Annotated in this window: 20 protein-coding genes and 1 tRNA gene; 4 read left to right on the plus strand and 17 right to left on the minus strand. The window is 63.9% G+C overall.

Annotated features, from left to right (window positions below):
- Positions 1-85: 85 nt before the first annotated feature.
- Together AAF563_06950 and AAF563_06955 are read right to left on the minus strand one after the other, a co-directional pair.
- Positions 86-382: a hypothetical protein gene (locus AAF563_06950; GenBank protein MEM7120994.1), complete on the minus strand. Its 297-nt coding sequence runs from the start codon at positions 380-382 to the stop codon at positions 86-88.
- 474 nt (positions 383-856) lie between these two features.
- Positions 857-946, minus strand: a tRNA-Ser gene (locus tag AAF563_06955).
- Positions 947-1,077: 131 nt separating this feature from the next.
- Between AAF563_06955 and AAF563_06960 the strand changes: the two genes are divergently transcribed.
- Positions 1,078-1,383, plus strand: a complete 306-nt coding sequence (locus AAF563_06960; GenBank protein MEM7120995.1) for a hypothetical protein — start codon at positions 1,078-1,080, stop codon at positions 1,381-1,383.
- Positions 1,384-1,470: 87 nt separating this feature from the next.
- On the opposite strand, the gene AAF563_06965 is transcribed toward AAF563_06960, so the two are convergent.
- The 7 genes from AAF563_06965 to lepA all read right to left on the minus strand — a co-directional run bounded on the left by AAF563_06965 (position 1,471) and on the right by lepA (position 7,514).
- On the minus strand, positions 1,471-2,055 hold the full coding sequence (locus AAF563_06965) for a DoxX family protein (GenBank protein MEM7120996.1): 585 nt from the start codon (positions 2,053-2,055) through the stop codon (positions 1,471-1,473).
- A 46-nt stretch (positions 2,056-2,101) separates the two neighbouring features.
- The gene (locus AAF563_06970) at positions 2,102-2,905 is read right to left on the minus strand and encodes a DNA-binding domain-containing protein (GenBank protein MEM7120997.1); all 804 of its coding nucleotides are present in this window, start codon (positions 2,903-2,905) and stop codon (positions 2,102-2,104) included.
- Positions 2,889-3,830 (minus strand): DUF692 domain-containing protein, encoded by a 942-nt coding sequence (locus AAF563_06975; GenBank protein ID MEM7120998.1) that lies wholly within the window; start codon positions 3,828-3,830, stop codon positions 2,889-2,891. The genes AAF563_06970 and AAF563_06975 overlap by 17 nt, the downstream gene beginning before the upstream one ends.
- Positions 3,831-3,926: 96 nt before the next feature.
- The gene (locus AAF563_06980; protein ID MEM7120999.1) at positions 3,927-4,259 is read right to left on the minus strand and encodes a DUF2282 domain-containing protein; all 333 of its coding nucleotides are present in this window, start codon (positions 4,257-4,259) and stop codon (positions 3,927-3,929) included.
- A 60-nt stretch (positions 4,260-4,319) separates the two neighbouring features.
- Positions 4,320-4,874 (minus strand): YHS domain-containing (seleno)protein, encoded by a 555-nt coding sequence (locus tag AAF563_06985; GenBank protein MEM7121000.1) that lies wholly within the window; start codon positions 4,872-4,874, stop codon positions 4,320-4,322.
- Between the two features lie 191 nt (positions 4,875-5,065).
- On the minus strand, positions 5,066-5,719 hold the full coding sequence (locus AAF563_06990) for a class I SAM-dependent methyltransferase (GenBank protein MEM7121001.1): 654 nt from the start codon (positions 5,717-5,719) through the stop codon (positions 5,066-5,068).
- Complete coding sequence (gene lepA / locus AAF563_06995; GenBank protein MEM7121002.1) at positions 5,712-7,514, minus strand: translation elongation factor 4; 1,803 nt, start codon at positions 7,512-7,514, stop codon at positions 5,712-5,714. Before lepA ends, AAF563_06990 begins: the two co-directional genes overlap by 8 nt.
- A 219-nt stretch (positions 7,515-7,733) precedes the next feature.
- Here lepA and AAF563_07000 point away from each other — a divergent pair, with 219 nt between their 5' ends.
- Complete coding sequence (locus AAF563_07000; protein ID MEM7121003.1) at positions 7,734-8,096, plus strand: STAS/SEC14 domain-containing protein; 363 nt, start codon at positions 7,734-7,736, stop codon at positions 8,094-8,096.
- A 2-nt stretch (positions 8,097-8,098) separates the two neighbouring features.
- Positions 8,099-8,620, plus strand: a complete 522-nt coding sequence (locus AAF563_07005) for a GNAT family N-acetyltransferase (GenBank protein ID MEM7121004.1) — start codon at positions 8,099-8,101, stop codon at positions 8,618-8,620.
- Positions 8,621-8,774: 154 nt separating this feature from the next.
- Here the strand turns inward: AAF563_07005 and pheT are convergent, their stop codons facing one another.
- The 8 genes from pheT to AAF563_07045 all read right to left on the minus strand — a co-directional run bounded on the left by pheT (position 8,775) and on the right by AAF563_07045 (position 17,918).
- Positions 8,775-11,177: a phenylalanine--tRNA ligase subunit beta gene (gene pheT, locus AAF563_07010; GenBank protein ID MEM7121005.1), complete on the minus strand. Its 2,403-nt coding sequence runs from the start codon at positions 11,175-11,177 to the stop codon at positions 8,775-8,777.
- Positions 11,174-12,253, minus strand: coding sequence for a phenylalanine--tRNA ligase subunit alpha (gene pheS, locus AAF563_07015; protein ID MEM7121006.1), 1,080 nt, complete (start codon positions 12,251-12,253; stop codon positions 11,174-11,176). Before pheS ends, pheT begins: the two co-directional genes overlap by 4 nt.
- A 103-nt stretch (positions 12,254-12,356) precedes the next feature.
- Complete coding sequence (gene rplT, locus AAF563_07020; GenBank protein ID MEM7121007.1) at positions 12,357-12,722, minus strand: 50S ribosomal protein L20; 366 nt, start codon at positions 12,720-12,722, stop codon at positions 12,357-12,359.
- Between the two features lie 34 nt (positions 12,723-12,756).
- Positions 12,757-12,954 carry a 50S ribosomal protein L35 gene (gene rpmI / locus AAF563_07025; protein MEM7121008.1) on the minus strand — a complete coding sequence of 66 codons (198 nt, stop codon included), beginning with the start codon at positions 12,952-12,954 and terminating at the stop codon, positions 12,757-12,759.
- A 283-nt stretch (positions 12,955-13,237) separates the two neighbouring features.
- Positions 13,238-13,750: a translation initiation factor IF-3 gene (gene infC / locus AAF563_07030; GenBank protein ID MEM7121009.1), complete on the minus strand. Its 513-nt coding sequence runs from the start codon at positions 13,748-13,750 to the stop codon at positions 13,238-13,240.
- Positions 13,751-13,801: 51 nt separating this feature from the next.
- Entirely contained in the window at positions 13,802-15,739 is a 1,938-nt protein-coding gene (gene thrS / locus AAF563_07035; GenBank protein MEM7121010.1) for a threonine--tRNA ligase, read from the minus strand.
- A gap of 77 nt (positions 15,740-15,816) precedes the next feature.
- A complete protein-coding gene (locus AAF563_07040; GenBank protein MEM7121011.1) occupies positions 15,817-16,740 on the minus strand; it encodes a glycosyltransferase family 9 protein in 924 nt (307 codons plus the stop codon).
- Entirely contained in the window at positions 16,737-17,918 is a 1,182-nt protein-coding gene (locus AAF563_07045; GenBank protein MEM7121012.1) for a glycosyltransferase family 4 protein, read from the minus strand. Before AAF563_07045 ends, AAF563_07040 begins: the two co-directional genes overlap by 4 nt.
- 18 nt (positions 17,919-17,936) lie before the next feature.
- Here AAF563_07045 and AAF563_07050 point away from each other — a divergent pair, with 18 nt between their 5' ends.
- Positions 17,937-18,686 (plus strand): alpha/beta hydrolase, encoded by a 750-nt coding sequence (locus tag AAF563_07050; GenBank protein ID MEM7121013.1) that lies wholly within the window; start codon positions 17,937-17,939, stop codon positions 18,684-18,686.
- Positions 18,687-18,692 lie beyond the last annotated feature (6 nt).

The following is an 18,692-nucleotide window of genomic DNA, read 5'->3' on the forward strand; positions in this document are numbered from 1 at the left end:
CCCTGTGAAGACCCGCGATGCATCGCTTGCCACGACCGAGACGACCTACGATCGACTGGCTGAACTCGCCGTTCGGTGGAACTCGCTAGGTCACCACGATCAGCGCCTCTTCCTGAAGCGTTTGGTATCGCGCGTCACTGTTGCCAGCGAACATGTGGAGATCCATGTCCATCCCGACGCTATTGTTGATGTCGGTCGACAAGGCGACGACGGGTTCCTTGATCGAAGTCCCGACCTCCAGAATCAGACCAAACCGCTGGTTCTGACAGTGCCAGCATGCCTGGCACGACGCGGTAGGGAGCTCAAACTCATGCTCGGTGGTGAAGAGGCAGAGGACAACGAACCGGATCGCGATCTCGTCGCCGCCGTGGCACGCGCCCATCACTGGCTCGATCTCCTAGTGACGAGCAAGGTCGGGTCAATTCGAGATCTCGCTCGCAACGAGAAGAAGTTGGAACGCCATATCGGGCAGCATCCGAGGCTAGCGTTCCTTGCTTCCGATATCGTCGAGGCCATACTCGACGGCCGGCAACTGGGATCGCTAACCGTCCGTCAACTTATCAGGACGGACCCGCCACTCGAGTGGGGTGAGCAACGTCGACTGCTTGGGTTTACGGCCTGAGACAGGTCGGTGCTCTGCGCCTTCCGCCCGAGTTCACTAGACTCGATGCCACAAAGTCCCCCCAGAATAAGGCCTGTCGGAGAATGTCTGGAGAGGTCGAAGACAGCCGCGATGATACCGCTCTCTGCAACGACCTGACGTGATCACCCAGAGGGCGCGAACGCCCGGCTACTGGGCGGGACACAGGCGCTCACACTTATGGAGAAAACCGTTCCATATCATGTAGTTGGAGAGTGGCGGAGGGAGCGGGATTCGAACCCGCGAGGGGCTTACACCCCAACACGCTTTCCAGGCGTGCGCCTTAAACCACTCGGCCATCCCTCCTCGAAGCCGCGAAACCTACAAGCACGCCCGGATCGGCGCAAGCTAGCCGGAAACGGCTGAGTTCGCGGTCAATTCAGTGTAAACTGGAGGCCACCCGCCCATGACGGCCAACGCGGCCGGGAGCGCTCACTTTGCGACGTTTCATACGCTATCTTGGCCTGCTGCTGCTGGCCGTCGCCGTCGCCATCATCGTTGCCAATCTGTTTCAAGACGGCTGGCTTTCGCCGTCCATCGCGGAAGTCTGGGCTTCGATCGACGCCAACTCGCTGGTCGGCTTCGGCTCGCTGGTGGAAAACGAGATCGACCCCGATCTGTGGGTCGATTCCATCCTGCCTCTCCTGGGCCTCCCGGTATGGTCGCTTCCGGCGTTCTTCGGCGTCATCTTCGTGCTGATCGGCTCAGGCGGCCGGCGCAGACGCCTGTCGCCGGGCGGCTAGAGCGGGTCACGATCGCCCAGAGTCACTCAGCGTCTCTGATCAATCGTGTGAACCCGCTCTCGGTCAACTGGTTTAGGCAGACCGTGGTCAGGTGGGTTCGGCCTTTTCCTTGCGCACGAGACTTTTGCCCACGGTGCGGCCCAGCAGGTAGTCGAGTGACACCGCGCCCGGCCCCTTGATGACCAGATAGACGAACAGGAACACCCACAGCGCGCGTTGATCGAGGATGGCAGCATTCGACAGATTGTCGAACCAGGCGCCGATGGTCGCGGCGTCGGCGCTGTGGAAGGCGATGTCCACATAGCTCTGGACAACCACGAAGACGACCATGCCCAGCGCGGCAATCCGTGTGAACAGGCCGAGCACGATCAGGATCGGCAGGATCACCTCGCCATAGGTCCCGAAAAAGACGACCAAACCCCAGGGAATGAACGCGACCTGGGACGCGTCATAACCTGCGGCCTCGATAACCGGCGGGACGATCTGGAAGTACGCGGAGTCCGAGATCGAGAACGGCCCACCGTCGAACTTCGTCAAGGCAGAGTTGAGGAAGTAAACGAACAACACCGCGGCAAAGACGACGCGGGCCAAAAGGCCCAACAGCCAAGCGTCGGTGGCGCGTTCGACGGTACGTGTCGTGCGGGTGTAGAGAGCGGCGATCGACTGGATCATGGCAAGTCCTGTCGGTGGTTGGAGGTGGGGTTGACGTCAGGTTAAGTCAGGATGGATCGGTGCGCATCTGGATCAGGTTTGCCCGGACAAACACGCCGGCCTCGAACAAACCAGACAGATGTTCGGAAAGCTCGAAAGCCGGTTCTGCCGCCATCGCGGTTTCGGCGGCATCACCAAGGGCCTTGCCGTCAAGCAGCGCCTCGGCGAAGGCTGCCCCGCCGGCCGGCAGAATGCGGGTATCGACATCAAGGCCCGGCCTTGCGGTCAAGGCGTCCTCGGCCCGCTTCATATCGACGTCGTCCGATGACATCAGCCCGGTGCTGGCTGCCCACAAAGAGACGACCGGGAAGGACGAACGGATCAGGCTGACCGCGGGATGAACGTCGAACGTGACGCCAGCGACCTCGTCGGGCGGGATCGCGCCCAACGCCTCGATCTCCAGCGGCGCGACGTCGGCGGCGTGATAGGCCTGCAAGCGCGCGAACTCCAGCCGCGCCACGTCACCCAGATAGGGGATCGCCCGCGCCGCCGGCGGGAATGTCTCCAGGAAATCGCCGAACGTCGCGCCATAGCGGAACAGGAGCGGCGATTGCGGCGGCGTGGTGTCGAGATAAGCGCGCGCGGTCGCCTGAAAGAATTCGTCGCCAACCAGCGCGCGTACGGCCGGAAACGTGTCAACCAGAGCGCCTGTCGCGGCAGCAACCACGTTGTTGCGGTAGACGTCGAACCGCTTGGACTGTGCCGCATCGGTCGTCGTTGGGCCGGGGCGCTGGATTTCGCCGGGCGCCGGTTCGTTGGGATCCACGAGCGCCTTTGCAAAGGCCGCCTGCGTGTCAGCCAGCATGCGCATGGCGCGGCTCCTCTAGGCGTTCGTCTTGCGGGGCACCGGCGTCCGCGATCGTCGCACCCGATTCAGCCGCACCCACCATAACCCTGTCAGCGGCCCGCGCCTCAGCAAAGAGGACCGGCCAGTCCGGCACGTTGGAGTCCCATTCAATGAGTGTGGGGACGGTGCCCACGCGGGCGATCACGCGGCGATAGAGCGCCCAGACGGGATCGGCGACATGCCGGTCATGGCTGTCGATCAGCAGGGTCGCGCCTGTCTCGTCGCGGTCCTCGGCATGACCGGCCAGATGAATCTCGCCGACCGCGGCGAGAGGAAAAGCGTCGATATAGGCCTCGGGCTCGTAGTCGTGATTGGTGGCGGAAACGAAGACGTTGTTGACGTCAAGCAAGAGCCCGCAGCCGGTCCGCGCCGTCACCTGGCTGAGAAAGTCCAGCTCCGACATCGTGCTGGTCTCGAACGTCACGTAGGTCGCTGGGTTCTCGAGCAGCATACGCCGGCCCATGGTCTCCTGAACCTCGTCGATATGGTCGACGACGCGCCGCAGAACCTCCTCCGTATAGGGAACGGGCAAGAGATCCGGATAATAGGTCTGCTCGTGGGTCGACCAGGCGAGATGCTCTGAGAAGAGACCGGGCGCATAACGATCGTTGACGACCTTGAGCCTGGCCAGATGCTCTCTATCCAGTGCTTGGGCTGCCCCGATCGAGAGGCCAACGCCGTGCAGAGAAAGCGGGTATGTCTCACGGATGCAGGAGAGGTACCGATGCGGCGGGCCGCCTGCCCCCATGTAGTTTTCGGCGTGAATCTCGAACCAGCCGATATCGGGACAGGTGTCCAGGATTTCACGGTAGTGCTGCGCCTTGAGGCCGACCCCGGACCTTGCGGGTATGTCGGGTGAAACGCGGCCGGTGGCTGTGGTCTCGGCCATGGCGGATCAGGGAACCATCATCCCGTCAAAACGACGACGGGCAGAGGCCGTTCCCCGCGCGCCTGACGATCAGGCGCGCGAGGCACGTGCCGTCGGTCAGGCGTCCGGCAGATCGCGATCGAGCGGTTCAAGGGAACCGGTGCGACCGTCGGGCAATTCATAGTCAGCCATCTGTTCGACGCCATACTTCTCGCAATCGCCCGCAGGAACGAGCGTCCAGGCGTTACCCTGATAGTCCAACGTGGACGTGCCGGCACATGTCGTGCCCGGTCCTGCCGCGCAGTCGTTCTGGCCGGCAAGCGAGATACCGTAGCACTTTTCCTTCTCCGCGGCATACGCGGGCGTTGTTACGCTGGCTGCGGCCGAAACGGCCAAGGCGACGGCGCCGGCCACAGAGGCGGCGACGAATGATTTTGATGTCTTCGACATGGGTGAAGCTCCGTTATGGGACGAGTACAGTATGGATGATAGTAAAGCGGTTTTGTAACTCTATTCGTCAAGAGGTCCGACGACCGAGTAGGTGCCGTCGTTCTTGTCCAGATCGGTCCAGTTCTTGGTCGACGCGGGCTCTGCTTCCGCAGTTGTCCAGTTCTGCTCACTCTTTTCGATGAAACCTGGGATGTCCTCTTCCCAGAAACCGACAACGGGGGGATGGATGTTCAGGTAGAGCGTGCCATCGACGATGCGCCACAGGTTCGGATTGCCCGGAACCTTGCCGCCCTGGGCAATGCCATAGGCGCAATGGCCGTCATAGGCGGGCGCGTACTTCTCAGGATCAGCGATGAATGCTTCCTTGTTCTCCTCGCTGGCGAACGCCCAGGTTGCGCCGTTCCACTCCGTCGTGATCGATTCCTTGCCCTGGACTGCCAGTGGTTGTGTCGACCCCACGGGAGCCTGCTCGAGGCTGAAGAACGCAACGGGATCATAGCCGGAAATGGCAAATCCCGTGTTATCGACATATTGCTGGCCGGCAAAGGCCGAACCAAAGCTCGAGATGGCCAGAAAGGCCGCTGCAACGGGAAGGACACGGAGAGAGGTGCGCATGGTATCCAATCCTATGACCACGAGGGGTCGTTGGTTGATGAACAGGCCTAGCATGTCGTGATTTGGGACTTTCTCTCAATTCAACAGACTTCACGAGACGATAGAGAATGCGTGACCTAACCCCGGGGGTTCATCAGCGTGCTGCGAGATATCGCCGAGGCGGCGACCAGTAGAGCGGGTTCGTTCGGCGCTCAGGCCTTGCGGTAGACGAGGTAGTGGACCGCAGGGCCCTCCCCCCTAAAGACCTCATCGAGAAGGTGCTCGATCAAGGCGATCGCAGCGTCGTTCTCAAACCGGTCGAGCATCGCCTTGAAGCCTCTGGCCTCCCACAGATCCTTGTGGATGGTGATCGCCATCAGGCCGCCAGATCGCAGGACGCGCATGATTTCCGGCAGCGGTTCCGGCCCGACATGCCCGCAGGTGAACGTGCCCGAGGATACTGCCGCGCCGTAGGATCCATCGTCCAGGGCCAGTGGCTCGTTAAGATCGGCGCGAATCAACTTGCGGTAGATGCCGCGCGCCTTCGCCCGCTCCAACATCGCCGGCGTGATGTCGATGCCGTCGATGGCGCGAAAGCCCTGTTCGGCCAGATGGACAGAGGTTAGGCCGGTGCCGCAGCCAATATCCAGCACCGGCGTTGAAACGTCCTCCAGATGCGCCGCGAGCATCCTGGAGATGCGGTCTGGTCCAACATAGCCGAGATCGCCGACCATGCGGTCCTCATAGGCGTCGGACCACTCGCTGTAGAAGGCCTTGGCCGCTTCGGTACCGTCAAGGGCGTAGGCGCCTTTGACGAACGCGTCCGTGTCGGCGTGTTTTCCGCCCTGCTTATTGTCGTCAGCCATCAAGCCTGAGCGCGGCCAGGAATGCGTCCTGCGGAATCTCGACATCGCCAAACTGGCGCATGCGTTTCTTGCCGCGCTTCTGCTTTTCCAAGAGCTTCCGCTTACGCGTGATGTCGCCGCCATAGCACTTGGCCAGCACATCTTTCCTGAGCGCGCTGATGGTTTCGCGGGCGATGACCTTGCCGCCGATCGCCGCCTGGATCGGAATCTTAAAGAGCTGGCGTGGGATCAGGCCCTTCAACTTCTCGCACACCGCGCGGCCACGGCTCTCGGCGCGGCTGCGTTCGACGATCTGCGCCAGGCCATCGACCGCCTCGCCGTTGACCAGGATGTCGAGGCGAACCAGATCGCCCTCGCGGTAGTCGTCGAGCTGATAGTCGAAGCTGGCATAGCCGCGGCTGACCGACTTCAGGCGGTCATAGAAATCGAACACGACCTCGGCCAGCGGCAGGCGGTAGACAACCATGGCGCGGCTGCCGGCATAGGTCAGCTCGACCTGCTCGCCGCGCTTGTCGGTGCACAGCTGCAGGACCGCGCCCAGATATTCGTCGGGCACCAGGATGGTCGCCTTGATCCACGGCTCCTCGATCCGCTCGATGCGCGTGGGATCGGGCAGGTCGACGGGATTATGCAGCTCGGCCGTCTCGCCGCCGCGTTCGGTGATGCGGTAGACGACGCTGGGCGCGGTCGCGATCAGATCCAGATCGAACTCGCGCTCCAGCCGCTCCTGGATGATTTCCAGGTGCAGCAGGCCCAGGAACCCGCAACGGAAACCCTGGCCCAGCGCGACCGAACTCTCCGGCTCGAAATGGAAGCTCGCGTCGTTCAGGCGCAGCTTGCCCAGGCTGTCGCGCAGATCGTTGTAATCGCCGGCATCGGTCGGATATAGGCCGCAGAAGACGACCGGCTGGCTCGGCTTGAAACCGGGCAGCGCGTCTTCGGTGCGTTCACGGTCATCGGTGATCGTGTCGCCGACACGGCACTCGGCGATGTCCTTGATGGCCGCGGTGATGAAGCCGATCTCGCCCGGCCCCAACTCGTCGACCAGGACACCTTTGGGTGTAAAGATGCCGACCCGGTCGACATCGCGCACCGCCCCGGTGCCCATCAACCGGATCCGCTGGCCCTTGCGGATGTGCCCGTCGACCATGCGCAGCAGGATCATGACGCCCAGATAGGCGTCGTACCAGCTGTCGACCAGGAGCGCCTTCAGGGGTTTCTCGGCGTCACCCGCATTGGGTGGCGGCAGACGGTCGCAGATCGCCTGAAGGACAGCCTCAATGTTCTCACCGGTCTTCGCGGAGACGGGAATGGCGTCCGACGCATCGATACCGACGACGTCCTCGATGTTCTGCTTCACCCGGTCGACATCGGCGGCCGGCAGGTCGATCTTGTTGATCACCGGCAGGATTTCCAGATCCGCGTCAACAGCCATATAGGCGTTGGCGACGGTCTGCGCCTCGACGCCCTGGGTCGAATCGACGATCAGCATGGCGCCTTCGCAGGCGCGCAGCGACCGGCTGACTTCGTAGGTGAAATCGACGTGGCCGGGCGTGTCGATCAGATTGATCAAATAGGTCTCGCCGTCGGCGGCGACAAAGCTCAACCGCACGGTCTGGGCCTTGATGGTGATGCCGCGCTCGCGCTCCAGATCCATGGCATCCAGCACCTGCCCCCGCATCTCGCGCGCATCGAGACCGCCGCACGCCTCGATCAGGCGGTCGGCCAGGGTCGACTTGCCGTGATCGATATGCGCGATGATCGCGACGTTGCGGATATGCGAAAGGTCGGTCATGGGTTTCCGTTCAGAGCAGATCCTGTTTTGATGGGGTTGCTCTGCGATTTCGTCAAGACAGGTGAATCTGCTTTACACATAGATAGAGAGCGGACGCGGAACATAAGCGTCCAGGGGGTTCGGACGCAACCACGGGGATGACCGGCAACAATTCGGTTCCCCGTGCGTCCGCGAGGCCGCATGGTGGCGGTGAAGCCATCTGCCGGGAGCGCCCCGCCCATGATCGACCATCTGGAAACCTCGCCTGACGGCCGCGCCATGCGTTTCAGAGCCGGCGGCAAGCTTACCCACGAGGACTATCGGGCGATGATACCCCTGCTGGAGCAGGCCATCTCCGAACACGGCAAGATCTCCGTCCTGGTTGAGCTCGACGATGTTACGGGCATCGAGGCGCGCGCGGTGATGGACGAATTTGCCTTCGATATCCGGCACTTCCGCGACTTCGATCGGCTCGGCGTCATCGGCGAGGGTCCCTGGGAGGACTGGATGACGCGCACCACGAACCCGCTGGTACCGGGCGAAATGCGCTATTTCTCCACCGCCGAAGCCGACACCGGCTGGGCCTGGGTTCAAGGTGGCTGACGATGAGCGACGCTGCGATGACGGGTTCCCAGGACATCACGATCCGTTCCGCTACGCCGGAGGACCGGTCTGACATCGAGCGGCTGGTGGCCGCCCTCCAGAACGACGGACGGCGTTACGATCCAGCGCTTGCCGCCGGAGAACCGGTTTTCGCCAAGAGTTCGGTCGACGCCATGAATGCCTATGTCGCCGATGACCAGGGCCTTTGCCTCGTCGCGCTTCTGGACGGTCGCGTGGTCGGCTATGTCGGATGCTCGCTCGAGGTCGATGACGATATCTGGACCGATCCCGATTGGACACGGTCGGTGCATGTCCAGGAGCTATTCGTCGACCCGGCGGCGCGCCGCCGCGGCATCGCTCGACGGCTGGTCGGCGAGGTCGAGCGCCACGCCCTGAAGCTGGGCGTAAAGCGCATGCTGGTGATGGCCAACGCGCGCAATCCCGAATCCTGCGGCTCCTACCGCGCCATGGGCTTCAGCGATTACAAGGTCCTGTTCGAAAAGCTCCTGCCAACCGCGCCGTAAACTCGGACCTGTTCGGGGCGGCTAGAGCATTTTCCGTTCAAGCGGCATCACCAGCCCGCTCCCCCACCCGGCCACCCATGGCAGCATCCTCGGGGTGGCCGGGAGGGGGAGCGGGCCGGCACCGATTCCGTGAAAACGGAAAATGCTCTAGCCGTCAGCCCCTGAGCTTACCGCCGGTGTTTTTCTCCACCGCCGCCACGACCTTGGCGGCGACCGCGTCGATCTCCTCATCGGTCATGGTGCGGTCTCGCGGCTGCAGATGAACCGAGATGGCGATCGACTTCTGTCCCTCGCCCAGCGAGGCGCCCTCGAACAGATCGAAGACATCGACGGCGGTGATCAGATCGCGTTCGGCGCCGGCCGCTGCGCGCACGACTTTCTCCGCCGGCACGTCAGCATCGACAAGGAAGGCAAAGTCGCGCTCGACCGCTTGAAGCTGCGAGATATCCAAGGCGGGCCGGGTGAAGTTCTTCGACTTGGGCGCCGGCACATGCTCCAGCATCACCTCGAACCCGGCGATCGGGCCGTCGATATCCATGGCCTTCAGGACGGCCGGGCTGATCTCGCCGAAAGCCGCCAGGACGTTCGGTCCCAGACGCAAGACACCGGAGCGGCCGGGATGGAACCAGGCCGGCGCATCGGTCGAGGTCTGCGCCTTGTCGACCGGCGCGCCGACGGCGTCCAGCACGGCAAGCGCGTCGGCCTTGGCGTCAAAGGCATCGACCGGACGCTCCGTCTCAAGCCAGTTGCGCGGGCCTGAAGCGCCGACACGGACGCCGGCCACCGACGTCGTCTGACCCTCTGGCGCGCGATCCTTATAGGCCGGGCCGATCTCGAACAGGCCGAAGTCACGCTGCCCGCGCGCCATGTTACGGCCGGCCGCCGCCATCAGAGCGGGAAGGCCTGACGGGCGCAGCACGTCCATGTCGGCGGAGATCGGATTTTCCAGCACCAGGTCGTCATCGACACCGCCGAACAGCGCCGCGTGGGGCCGCGGCACGAAGGAATAGGTCACCGCTTCGTTCATGCCACGGCCGGCCAGCGCGCGGCGCGCCCAGCGCACCCGCTTCTGCAACAGCGTCAGGATCGGCTTGGCATAGGCGGAGAGTCGCGGCAGCGACACCGGCTCGATCTCATCGAAGCCGTTGATGCGCAAGATCTCCTCGATGACATCGGCTTCGCACTGCATGTCGTGGCGCCATGTCGGCACGGTGACATCCCATCGATCTTCGGCGGCGTCGCGCACGCCATAACCGAGATCACCCAGGATGCGTTCGCCTGCGGTCTTCGCGATGTCGATGCCGCCCAGCGACAACACCCGCGACGGACGGACCGCCATGGTTTGCTGTTCGGTCGGCACGTCGCCGGCGATAACCGGCTCGCTCGTCTCGCCGCCGCAGATCTCAAGCACCAGCCGGGTTGCGATCTCCATGCCGTCGGGCGCGAAGGCGCCGTCGACGCCGCGCTCGAAACGATGGCGCGCGTCGGTGTCCAACGCCAGCTTGCGCCCGGTCGCGGCGGTGCGCAGCGGATCGAACAGCGCGATCTCCAGGAAACCGTTGACCGTGTCCTCTTCGGCGCTCGTCGTCTCGCCGCCGATGATGCCGCCCAGGCCAAGCATGCCGCCATCGTCGACAATGGCGGTCATCTCATCGTCGGCCTCGTACTCCTTGCCGTTCAGCGCCAGAAACGTCTCGCCTGTCTTCGCCAGGCGCGCGCCGATCGTGCCCTTCACCTTGTCGGCGTCATAGATGTGCGCCGGACGGCCGATATCGAGCGTGACCCAGTTGGTGATGTCGACGAGGGCCGAGATCGGCCGCAAGCCGACCGCGATCAGCTTCTGCTGCATCCACGCCGGGCTCGGCCCGTTATTCAAGCCCTTGAAGTAACGCCCGATGAAGAGCGGACAGGCGTTCTTGGTCTCGTCGTCGAAGTCGAGCTTGATCGTCATCGGGCTCTTGAACGTGCCCTTGACCGGTGCCGTGTCGAGCGGCTTCAGCGTGCCCATGCCGGCGGCCGCCAGATCTCGCGCGATACCGCGCACGCCCAGGCAATCGCCCCGGTCAGGCGTGATCGCGACATCGAACACCGCATCGTCCAGACCCATGTAGGCCGCGAACGGTTCGCCGACGACCGCATCCTCAGACAGCTCGATGATGCCGTCGTGTTCGTCGGAGAGCCCCATCTCGCGTTCCGAACACAACATGCCGTTTGACTCTTCGCCGCGGATCTTCGACGGCTTGAGCTTCATGTCGGTGCCGGGGATGGTCAGGCCCGAGGCCGCGAACACGCCTTTCATACCGGTGCGCGCGTTGGGCGCGCCGCACACGACCTGGACGGTCTCGGTCCCGTTGTCGACCATGCAGACCCTTAGCTTGTCGGCGTTGGGATGCTGCTTGGCCTCAACCACATAACCGACGATGAATGGCGCCAGTTCGCGCGCGCGGTCGGTGACGCCGTCGACCTCCAGGCCGATGCGGTTCAACGTGTCGGCGATCTCCTCGGCCGACGCCTCGGTGTCCAGGTGGCGTTTCAGCCAGTCGAGCGTGATCTTCATCGTGCCAGCCCGCCATAAAGCGTCGGCATGTCGAGGGCGGCGAAACCATAGTGGCGCAGCCACCTGAGGTCGGCATCGAAGAACGCTCGCAAGTCGGGGATGCCGTACTTCAGCATCGCGACACGGTCGATGCCCATGCCGAATGCGAAACCTTGATACTTGTCGGGATCGATGCCGCCGTTCTTCAGAACGCGCGGATGCACCATGCCGCTGCCCAGGATCTCCAGCCAGCCGTGGCCGCCGCCGATCTTGAGCTGCCCGCCCTCAAACGAACAGCCGATATCGACCTCCATCGACGGCGACGTGAACGGGAAGTAGCTCGGCCGATAGCGCATCGGCACGTCGTCGACCTGGAAGAAGGCTTCGACGAAGTCGCGCAGGCAGCCTTTCAGGTGGCCCATGTGGGTCTTCTCGTCGACCACCAGGCCTTCGACCTGATGGAACATCGGCGTGTGGGTCATGTCGCTGTCGCTGCGATAGGTCCGGCCGGGCGCGATGATGCGGATCGGCGGTTTGCTGGCCAGCATGTTGCGGATCTGCACAGGCGAGGTGTGGGTGCGCAGGACTGGACGCTCCGACCGGTCCTGGGCCGACAGATAAAAGGTATCGTGGTCCTGGCGCGCGGGATGTTCGGCCGGGATGTTAAGGGCGCCGAAATTGTACCAGTCGTCTTCGATGTCCGGTCCCTCGGCAACCTCGAAGCCGAGTTCGCAGAAGATCGCCATGATCTCGTTGGTGACCTGGCTGACCGGATGCACGGTGCCGTGAAGCTCGGGGCGCACCGGCAAGGTGACGTCAATGCGCTCCTCGGCGAGCCGGCGGTCGAGTTCGCTGCGCTCCAGGTCGTCGCGGCGCGTCTCGATGGCCTCAGCGATGCTGTCCTTCAGCCGGTTGAGCTCGGCGCCCAGTTCGCGGCGCTGGTCGGCGTCGACCTGGCCCAACTGTTTCATCAGCGCGGTCACCGCGCCCTTCTTGCCCAGCGCGGCCACCCGGACGCCGTCCAGACCCTTCAGGTCGCCGGATTGCGAGACCTGTTCCAGAAGATCGTGGCGCAGCTTGTCGATCTGCTCCTGCATGGTCTTACCTGCCTTCTCACAAACAAAAAGGGGCCCACAAAACAAAGGGGGCCTTGTGGCCCCCTCGTGGTCGGGTAATAGCGGTGGCGGAACGATCCGTTGGTTACGCCGCGCTTTCCCTGGCCGAGCGAGCCTGGTCGCACAGCTTGGCAAAGGAAACGGGCTCACGCGCCGCCAGGTCCGCCAGGACCTTGCGATCGAGCCCAACCCCCGCAAGCTTGATGCCGTGCATGAACTCGGAATAGGTCATGCCGTGCTGACGCGCACCGGCGTTGATGCGCTGGATCCACAATCCACGGAACTGCCGCTTCCTGACGCGCCGGTCGCGATAGGCATATTGCAACGCCTTCTCGACACGCTCCAGCGCGATGCGATAGCAGTTGTTCGAGCGGCCGCGGTAGCCCTTGGCCTGCTTCAGAACCTTCTTGTGACGTGCGTGGGAGGTGGTACCCCGCTTCACTCGCGCCATCGTTCAATCCTTCTCTAAAACAACGCCCCGGCGATCAGCCGTAGGGCATCAGCCGTTTGACCATCTTGACGTCAGCGGCGTCGACCAGCGTGGTGCCGCGCGAGTTGCGGATGAAGCGCTTGGTGCGGCGGCGCATGAAATGGCGCTTGCCTGCATGGTTGCGCTTGATCTTGCCGCTCGCGGTCAGGCGAAAACGACGCTTCATCGAGCTTTTTGTCTTCAGCTTCGACATCGGGTCGACCTCAAGAAAATCAACAACTTAGAAGACACACGGCACCGATTCGGAACCCCCGAACCGGCGCGGAGCGGGCCTTATATACGCGACCCCCGCCCTTGGCAAGGGTTGGGGGGTGGGTTGGGTGCCTGATTCGCTGGCGCTGGCGCCTGGCCAGCCCGCTCCCCTGCCCTCCGGGGCAAAACGCCGAGAGGCGTTTTCGCCGAGGCCACCCCGAGGATGCTGCCATGGGTGGCCGGGCGGGGGAGAGGGCTGGCTATGGCAACTAGATCGAGATCATCTAGCGCGGCGCGATCACCATGATCATCTGGCGGCCTTCCATCTTGGCCATGGCCTCGATCTTGGCGATCTCGTCGGTGTCGGCGACGACCTTCTCCAGGAGACGGCTGCCGATTTCCGGATGGGCGAGTTCGCGGCCACGGAACCGAATGGTGATCTTCACCTTATCGCCTTCCTCGATGAACTTGACCAGCGACCGCATCTTCACGTCGTAATCGTGCGTGTCGATGTTGGGCCGCATCTTGATTTCCTTGACGTCGAACGTCTTCTGGCGCTTGCGTGCCTCGTTGGCCTTCTTCTGGGCTTCGTACTTGTACTTGCCGAAATCCAGGATCTTGCACACGGGCGGGTCCGCGTTGGGCGAAACCTCGACGAGGTCGAGCCCCACGGCATCAGCAGCCTGCATCGCTCGTTCGATTGAAACCACGCCGACCTGTTCGCCGTCGGCTCCGATAAGGCGCACCTGATTCGCGGTGATGCCATCGTTGGCCCGGGGCCCCGATTTGTCGGGCACGGGCGGTTGTCTGAGTCGTGCTATCTAGTCATCTCCTTGCTGGGGCCGGGCTTAGGCCGGCGGTTGCGACTCGGCAGAGAGTCTATGAATGGCGTCGTCAAGCGCAAGTGATTGCTGTTCCTTGCTGCCGAGTCGCCTGAGCGACACCGTACGTTCCTCGGCCTCGCGTTTGCCAACGGCCAGGATTACCGGCACCTTCGCGGTCGAATGCTGACGCACCTTGTAGCCAATCTTGTCACTGCCCGTATCAAGCAAGCCGTGCATGCCTTGGGCCTTTAGCAACTCGTGCACCTCGGCCGCGTAATCATCCGATTCGTTTGTCACCGTCGCCACCGCGTACTGTACGGGCGCCAGCCACAGCGGCAGATTGCCGGCATAGTGTTCGATCAGGATGCCGGTGAAGCGTTCGAGCGAACCAAATAGCGCCCGGTGCAGCATCACCGGGCGGTGTTTCTGGCCGTCTTCTCCGATATAGGCGACGTCGAACCGCTCGGTCAGGTTCATGTCGACCTGCAGCGTGCCGCACTGCCAGTCGCGGCCGATCGCGTCGCGCAGAACGAACTCCAGCTTCGGTCCGTAGAACGCGCCTTCGCCCGGGTTATGGCCGTACTCGTAGCCCATGCGGTCGAGCGCGCCCTTGAGCGCGGCCTCGAGTCGGTCCCAGACGGCATCATCGCCGATCCGCTTCTCGGGGCGGTCCGAGAACTTGATACGGACGTCCTCGAAGCCGAAGTCGCGGTAAATGTCCATGATCAGCTCGACGACGATCTGGCACTCGTCCTCGACCTCCTCGGGCGTGCAAAAGATGTGCGCGTCGTCCTGGGTGAACTCGCGCACGCGCATGAGCCCGTGCAGTGCGCCCGAAGGCTCGTAACGGTTGACCTTGCCGAACTCGGAAACCCGCGCCGGCAGGTCGCGGTAGCTCGTGATGCCCTGCTTGAAGACCTGAATTCCGCCCGGGCAGTTCATCGGCTTGATCGCGTAGATGCGCCCGTCCTCGGTCTCGGTCGTGTACATGTGCTCACGGAACGTGTCCCAGTGGCCCGACGTCTCCCACATACCGCGGTCCATGATCGTCGGGGTCGATATCTCGACATAACCGGCGCGGTCCTGGCGCCTGCGCATGTAGTCAATCAGCGTGCGAAACAGCGTCCAACCGTTGGGGTGCCAGAAGACGGCGCCGGGCGCCTCGTCCTGGAAGTGGAACAGGTCCATCTCGCGACCCAGCCGGCGGTGGTCGCGCTTCTCGGCCTCTTCCAGGCGATGCAGGTAGGCCTTCAGCTCGTCCTTGTTGCGCCATGCGGTGCCATAGACGCGTTGCAGCATCTCGTTCCGGCTGTCGCCGCGCCAATAGGCGCCGGCCAGCTTCATCAGCTTGAACGCCTTGGGCAGCTTGCCGGTCGACGGAAGATGGGGACCGCGGCACAGATCGGTGAACGCGCCCTGGGTATAGACCGAAATGATCTCGTCGTCGGGCAGGTCGCGGATGATCTCGGCTTTGTAGTCTTCCCCAATTGACTCGAAATAGGCGATTGCCTTGTCGCGGTCCCAGACCTCGCGCTCGATCGGCTCATCGCGTCCGACGATCTCGGCCATGCGCTTTTCCATGGCCTCCAGGTCTTCCGGCGTGAACGGCTTCTCGCGCGCGAAGTCGTAATAGAAGCCGTCGTCGATCACGGGACCGATGGTGACCTGGCAATCGGGGAATAACTCCTTGGCGGCTTCCGCCAGCACATGGGCGGCGTCGTGGCGGATCAGCTCCAACCCGTCGTCGTCCTTGGCAGTGACCAACGCGACCTCGGCGTCGTGATCGATCGCTGTCTTCAGGTCGATCAGCTGGCCGTTGACACGGATGGCGAGCGCCGCCTTGGCGAGCCCCGGTCCGATGGACTCGGCGATCTCCACGCCGGTGGTCGGCGCGGCATAGCGGCGCTCGGAACCATCGGGCAGTGTGATCGCGACTTCCGCCGCCTGGGCTTCAGCACTCATGGTCGGTGCGACTCCGTGATTTCATTAGGTTTTTGTTGTCTGGAACTTCGCGCAACGTAGTGCGAATCGTCCGCCTGTCAAGCCACGGCGGGCGTGACGGCGATTACCTCCTCGACCGATAGGTCGCCCAATGTGTCGCGTTGCAGGATCGTGACGTCTGGCCCGCGCGGTGCGGTCAACGCCGGATCGGAAGCCGCGGAGAACAACACGACCGACGGCGCGCCAGCGGTCGCCAGAAGATGCATGGGACCGGTGTCGTTGCCGATAGCGCAGCGCGCCCGGCGCCCGATGGCGGCGATCTGCTCAAACGTGGTGCGTCCACCCAGATTGAGCGCCTGGGGACAGGCGGCCGCGATCGCCTGCAACACATCGGTTTCCGCGCCCGACCCCAACAACACGGGCACATCGCCGCGATCGGCGAGACGACGGGCCAGGTCCCCATATGAGGCCGCCGCCCAGCGCTTGTCGGGTCGGTGCGGCGCGCTGCCCGGCACCAGGATGGCGAACCTCTCGGGCAGACCGAGTTCACCCAGGTCGGCGTCGATCATCGACAAGTCGGGTGCCGGAACGGACGCGATGCCGGCGACGGCAAGCTGGTCGGCCTGCCGGTCGACCGTGTGCATGTCGTCGCGGTCCGCGCGCGTCTGTCGGTGGGAGGCGCCACTCGCGATTCCCGACCACTCCGGTTTCGGATCGGCGAACAGGCGGTAATAGGAGCTCGAGCGGTCGGAGGTCTGGAGATCGTAGACACGGGCGAACCGTCCACCACGCAGTTGGCGCTTCAGCGCGGCGATGCGGGCGAGCTGCCATAGACGCGGGCGCTTATCGAGCCAGACCTCATCGAACCAGCCGCCGGCCTTTGCCAGCCCTTCATAGGGTGCCGTTGTCAGCAGGACGATATGGGCGTCTTTGTGAGCGTCGCGGATGGCCTGGAACGGCCCGGTCGACAACACGAAATCGCCCAGCGCGCCAAGGCGGATGACCAGGATGGCGTCGCTCAAGGCCAATCGATCAGCTCGCGATAGACGCTGAGCGTGTCCGCGCACATGCGCGGCTTGGTGAAGTGCTCGGCGACCCGGGCTCTGGCCAGGGCCGACAAACGCGCGCGGGCCTCCGCCCCCAGTTCCAGAGCGTTTTTGATACCCTCGGCAAGCGCCGTCGCGTCATCCGGCGGCACCAGCCAGCCGGTCACGCCGGGATCGACGGTTTCGACGGCGCCGCCGTGGCCGGTCGCCACAACCGGCACGCCCATGGCTTGGCCCTCGACCGCGACCCGGCCGAAACCTTCCGGTTCGATCGAGGCCGACACCACGACATCGGCCAGCCGATAGGCCGCCGCCATGTCCGTGCAGGCATCGATCAAGACGACTGTCGTCGCCAGGCCGAGTGCCTGGATCTTCTTTTCCAGCTCGCGGTAGAGCCCCTCGCGGCCCGAACCGACGCCGACCATCAGGCAGATGACGTCGCGCTCGGCCAGTTGGGCCATGGCATCAACCATCACCATCTGCCCTTTCCAGCGGGCCAGGCGTCCGGGCAGCATGACCACCGGCTTGCCGTCGGGCAGGTTCCAGCGCGCCGCCAGATTGGCGACCCGGTCCGGCGACACGGCGGCGGGATCAAAATCGACGATGTCGATGCCGCGCGGCACCACGCGCAGGCGATCATCGCCGATGCCATAGTTGTCGCGCACGTGTTGCCCAATGAACTCGGAAATCGCGATGACCCTGTCCCCCTTGGTCATCACCGCGTTGTAGCGTTTCTTCAGCGCGTTCGAATAGTTGTAGGGCGCGTGGAAGGTGGTCACGAACGGGCAGCCGACCCGCTGCGTCGCGCGGTAGGCGGACCAGGCCGGCGCACGTGAGCGCGCGTGCACGAGGTCGACGCCTTCGGCCCGGATCAATTGGGCCAGCTTGCGCGCGTTGCGGCGGATCACCAGCGGATTCTTGCTGGCGACCGGCAGGGTGATCAGCTCCGCCTTGGTGCGCAGAAGATTGGGCGCCAGCTCGCCCCCGGCCGAGGCGACAATCGCGCGGCCGCCAGCCTCGATGACCGCGCGCGCCATGTCGATCGTCGCGCGCTCGGCGCCGCCGATCGCCAGCTCCGGCACAACCTGAAGGATGACCGGACGGCGCTGTTCGGCAGGCGCCTCGTCGGTGTTAGGATCGGCGATATCGTTCATGGCGGCGGAACCTAGCGCATGTGTGACGGGGAAACGACACCACAATGGCTCGACCGGGCCGACGGCGCGCGAATTGCCTATCACAAGCGCGGCGGCGACGGCCCGGGGGTCGTTTTCCTGGGCGGATATGCCTCCGACATGACGGGAACCAAGGCCAGTTTCCTGGATGACTGGTGCCGCCAAAGAAACCGCGCCTTCCTGAGGTTCGACTACCAGGGCCATGGCCAGTCCAGCGGCGCCTTCGCCGATGGCACCATAGGCTTGTGGGCCGGCGACGCCCTGGCAGCTTTCGATGCCTTGACCGAGGGCCCGCAGATTGTCATCGGCTCCAGCATGGGCGGATGGATCATGCTGATTCTGGCCCTGGCGCGTTCCGATCGCGTCGCCGGCCTGATCGGTATCGCGGCAGCCCCGGATTTCAGCCAGGATCTGTGGTTGAGCCTGAGCGACGAGCAGCGCGAGACAGTGCATCGCGACGGCGTCATCGAGCTGAGCGACGACGGTCAGCCCTATCAGGTCACAAGCGCCTTTTTCGACGATGGCCGGCAGCACCTTATGCTGCGCGGACCTCTCGCCATCACCTGTCCTGTGCGCCTGTTGCAGGGTATGCAGGACACCGCCGTTCCATGGTCGACCGCTGTGACACTCACTGACCGGCTCAACGGTGCTGACGTCGCCCTGACCATGATCAAGGATGGCGATCACCGCCTGTCGCGTGACCAGGATCTCGCCCGTCTTGGCGCGACGATCGACGAACTCACCGTCTAGATGACC

The organism is Pseudomonadota bacterium, from assembly GCA_039028155.1.
Taxonomy (GTDB): domain Bacteria; phylum Pseudomonadota; class Alphaproteobacteria; order SP197; family SP197; genus JANQGO01.

Bases quoted from the DNA above. Each gene is read 5' to 3' on its own strand.
- AAF563_07000 (MEM7121003.1), top strand. From the start codon at position 7,734: ATGATCGACCATCTGGAAACCTCGCCTGACGGCCGCGCCATGCGTTTC.
- AAF563_07045 (MEM7121012.1), bottom strand. From the start codon at position 17,918: ATGAACGATATCGCCGATCCTAACACCGACGAGGCGCCTGCCGAACAG.
- rplT (MEM7121007.1), bottom strand. From the start codon at position 12,722: ATGGCGCGAGTGAAGCGGGGTACCACCTCCCACGCACGTCACAAGAAG.
- AAF563_06985 (MEM7121000.1), bottom strand. From the start codon at position 4,874: ATGCGCACCTCTCTCCGTGTCCTTCCCGTTGCAGCGGCCTTTCTGGCC.
- thrS (MEM7121010.1), bottom strand. From the start codon at position 15,739: ATGAGTGCTGAAGCCCAGGCGGCGGAAGTCGCGATCACACTGCCCGAT.
- AAF563_06975 (MEM7120998.1), bottom strand. From the start codon at position 3,830: ATGGCCGAGACCACAGCCACCGGCCGCGTTTCACCCGACATACCCGCA.
- pheT (MEM7121005.1), bottom strand. From the start codon at position 11,177: ATGAAGATCACGCTCGACTGGCTGAAACGCCACCTGGACACCGAGGCG.
- AAF563_07005 (MEM7121004.1), top strand. From the start codon at position 8,099: ATGAGCGACGCTGCGATGACGGGTTCCCAGGACATCACGATCCGTTCC.
- AAF563_06970 (MEM7120997.1), bottom strand. From the start codon at position 2,905: ATGCGCATGCTGGCTGACACGCAGGCGGCCTTTGCAAAGGCGCTCGTG.
- AAF563_06965 (MEM7120996.1), bottom strand. From the start codon at position 2,055: ATGATCCAGTCGATCGCCGCTCTCTACACCCGCACGACACGTACCGTC.
- rpmI (MEM7121008.1), bottom strand. From the start codon at position 12,954: ATGTCGAAGCTGAAGACAAAAAGCTCGATGAAGCGTCGTTTTCGCCTG.
- lepA (MEM7121002.1), bottom strand. From the start codon at position 7,514: ATGACCGACCTTTCGCATATCCGCAACGTCGCGATCATCGCGCATATC.
- AAF563_07050 (MEM7121013.1), top strand. From the start codon at position 17,937: ATGTGTGACGGGGAAACGACACCACAATGGCTCGACCGGGCCGACGGC.
- AAF563_06950 (MEM7120994.1), bottom strand. From the start codon at position 382: ATGGGCGCGTGCCACGGCGGCGACGAGATCGCGATCCGGTTCGTTGTC.
- AAF563_06980 (MEM7120999.1), bottom strand. From the start codon at position 4,259: ATGTCGAAGACATCAAAATCATTCGTCGCCGCCTCTGTGGCCGGCGCC.
- pheS (MEM7121006.1), bottom strand. From the start codon at position 12,253: ATGCAGGAGCAGATCGACAAGCTGCGCCACGATCTTCTGGAACAGGTC.
- AAF563_06990 (MEM7121001.1), bottom strand. From the start codon at position 5,719: ATGGCTGACGACAATAAGCAGGGCGGAAAACACGCCGACACGGACGCG.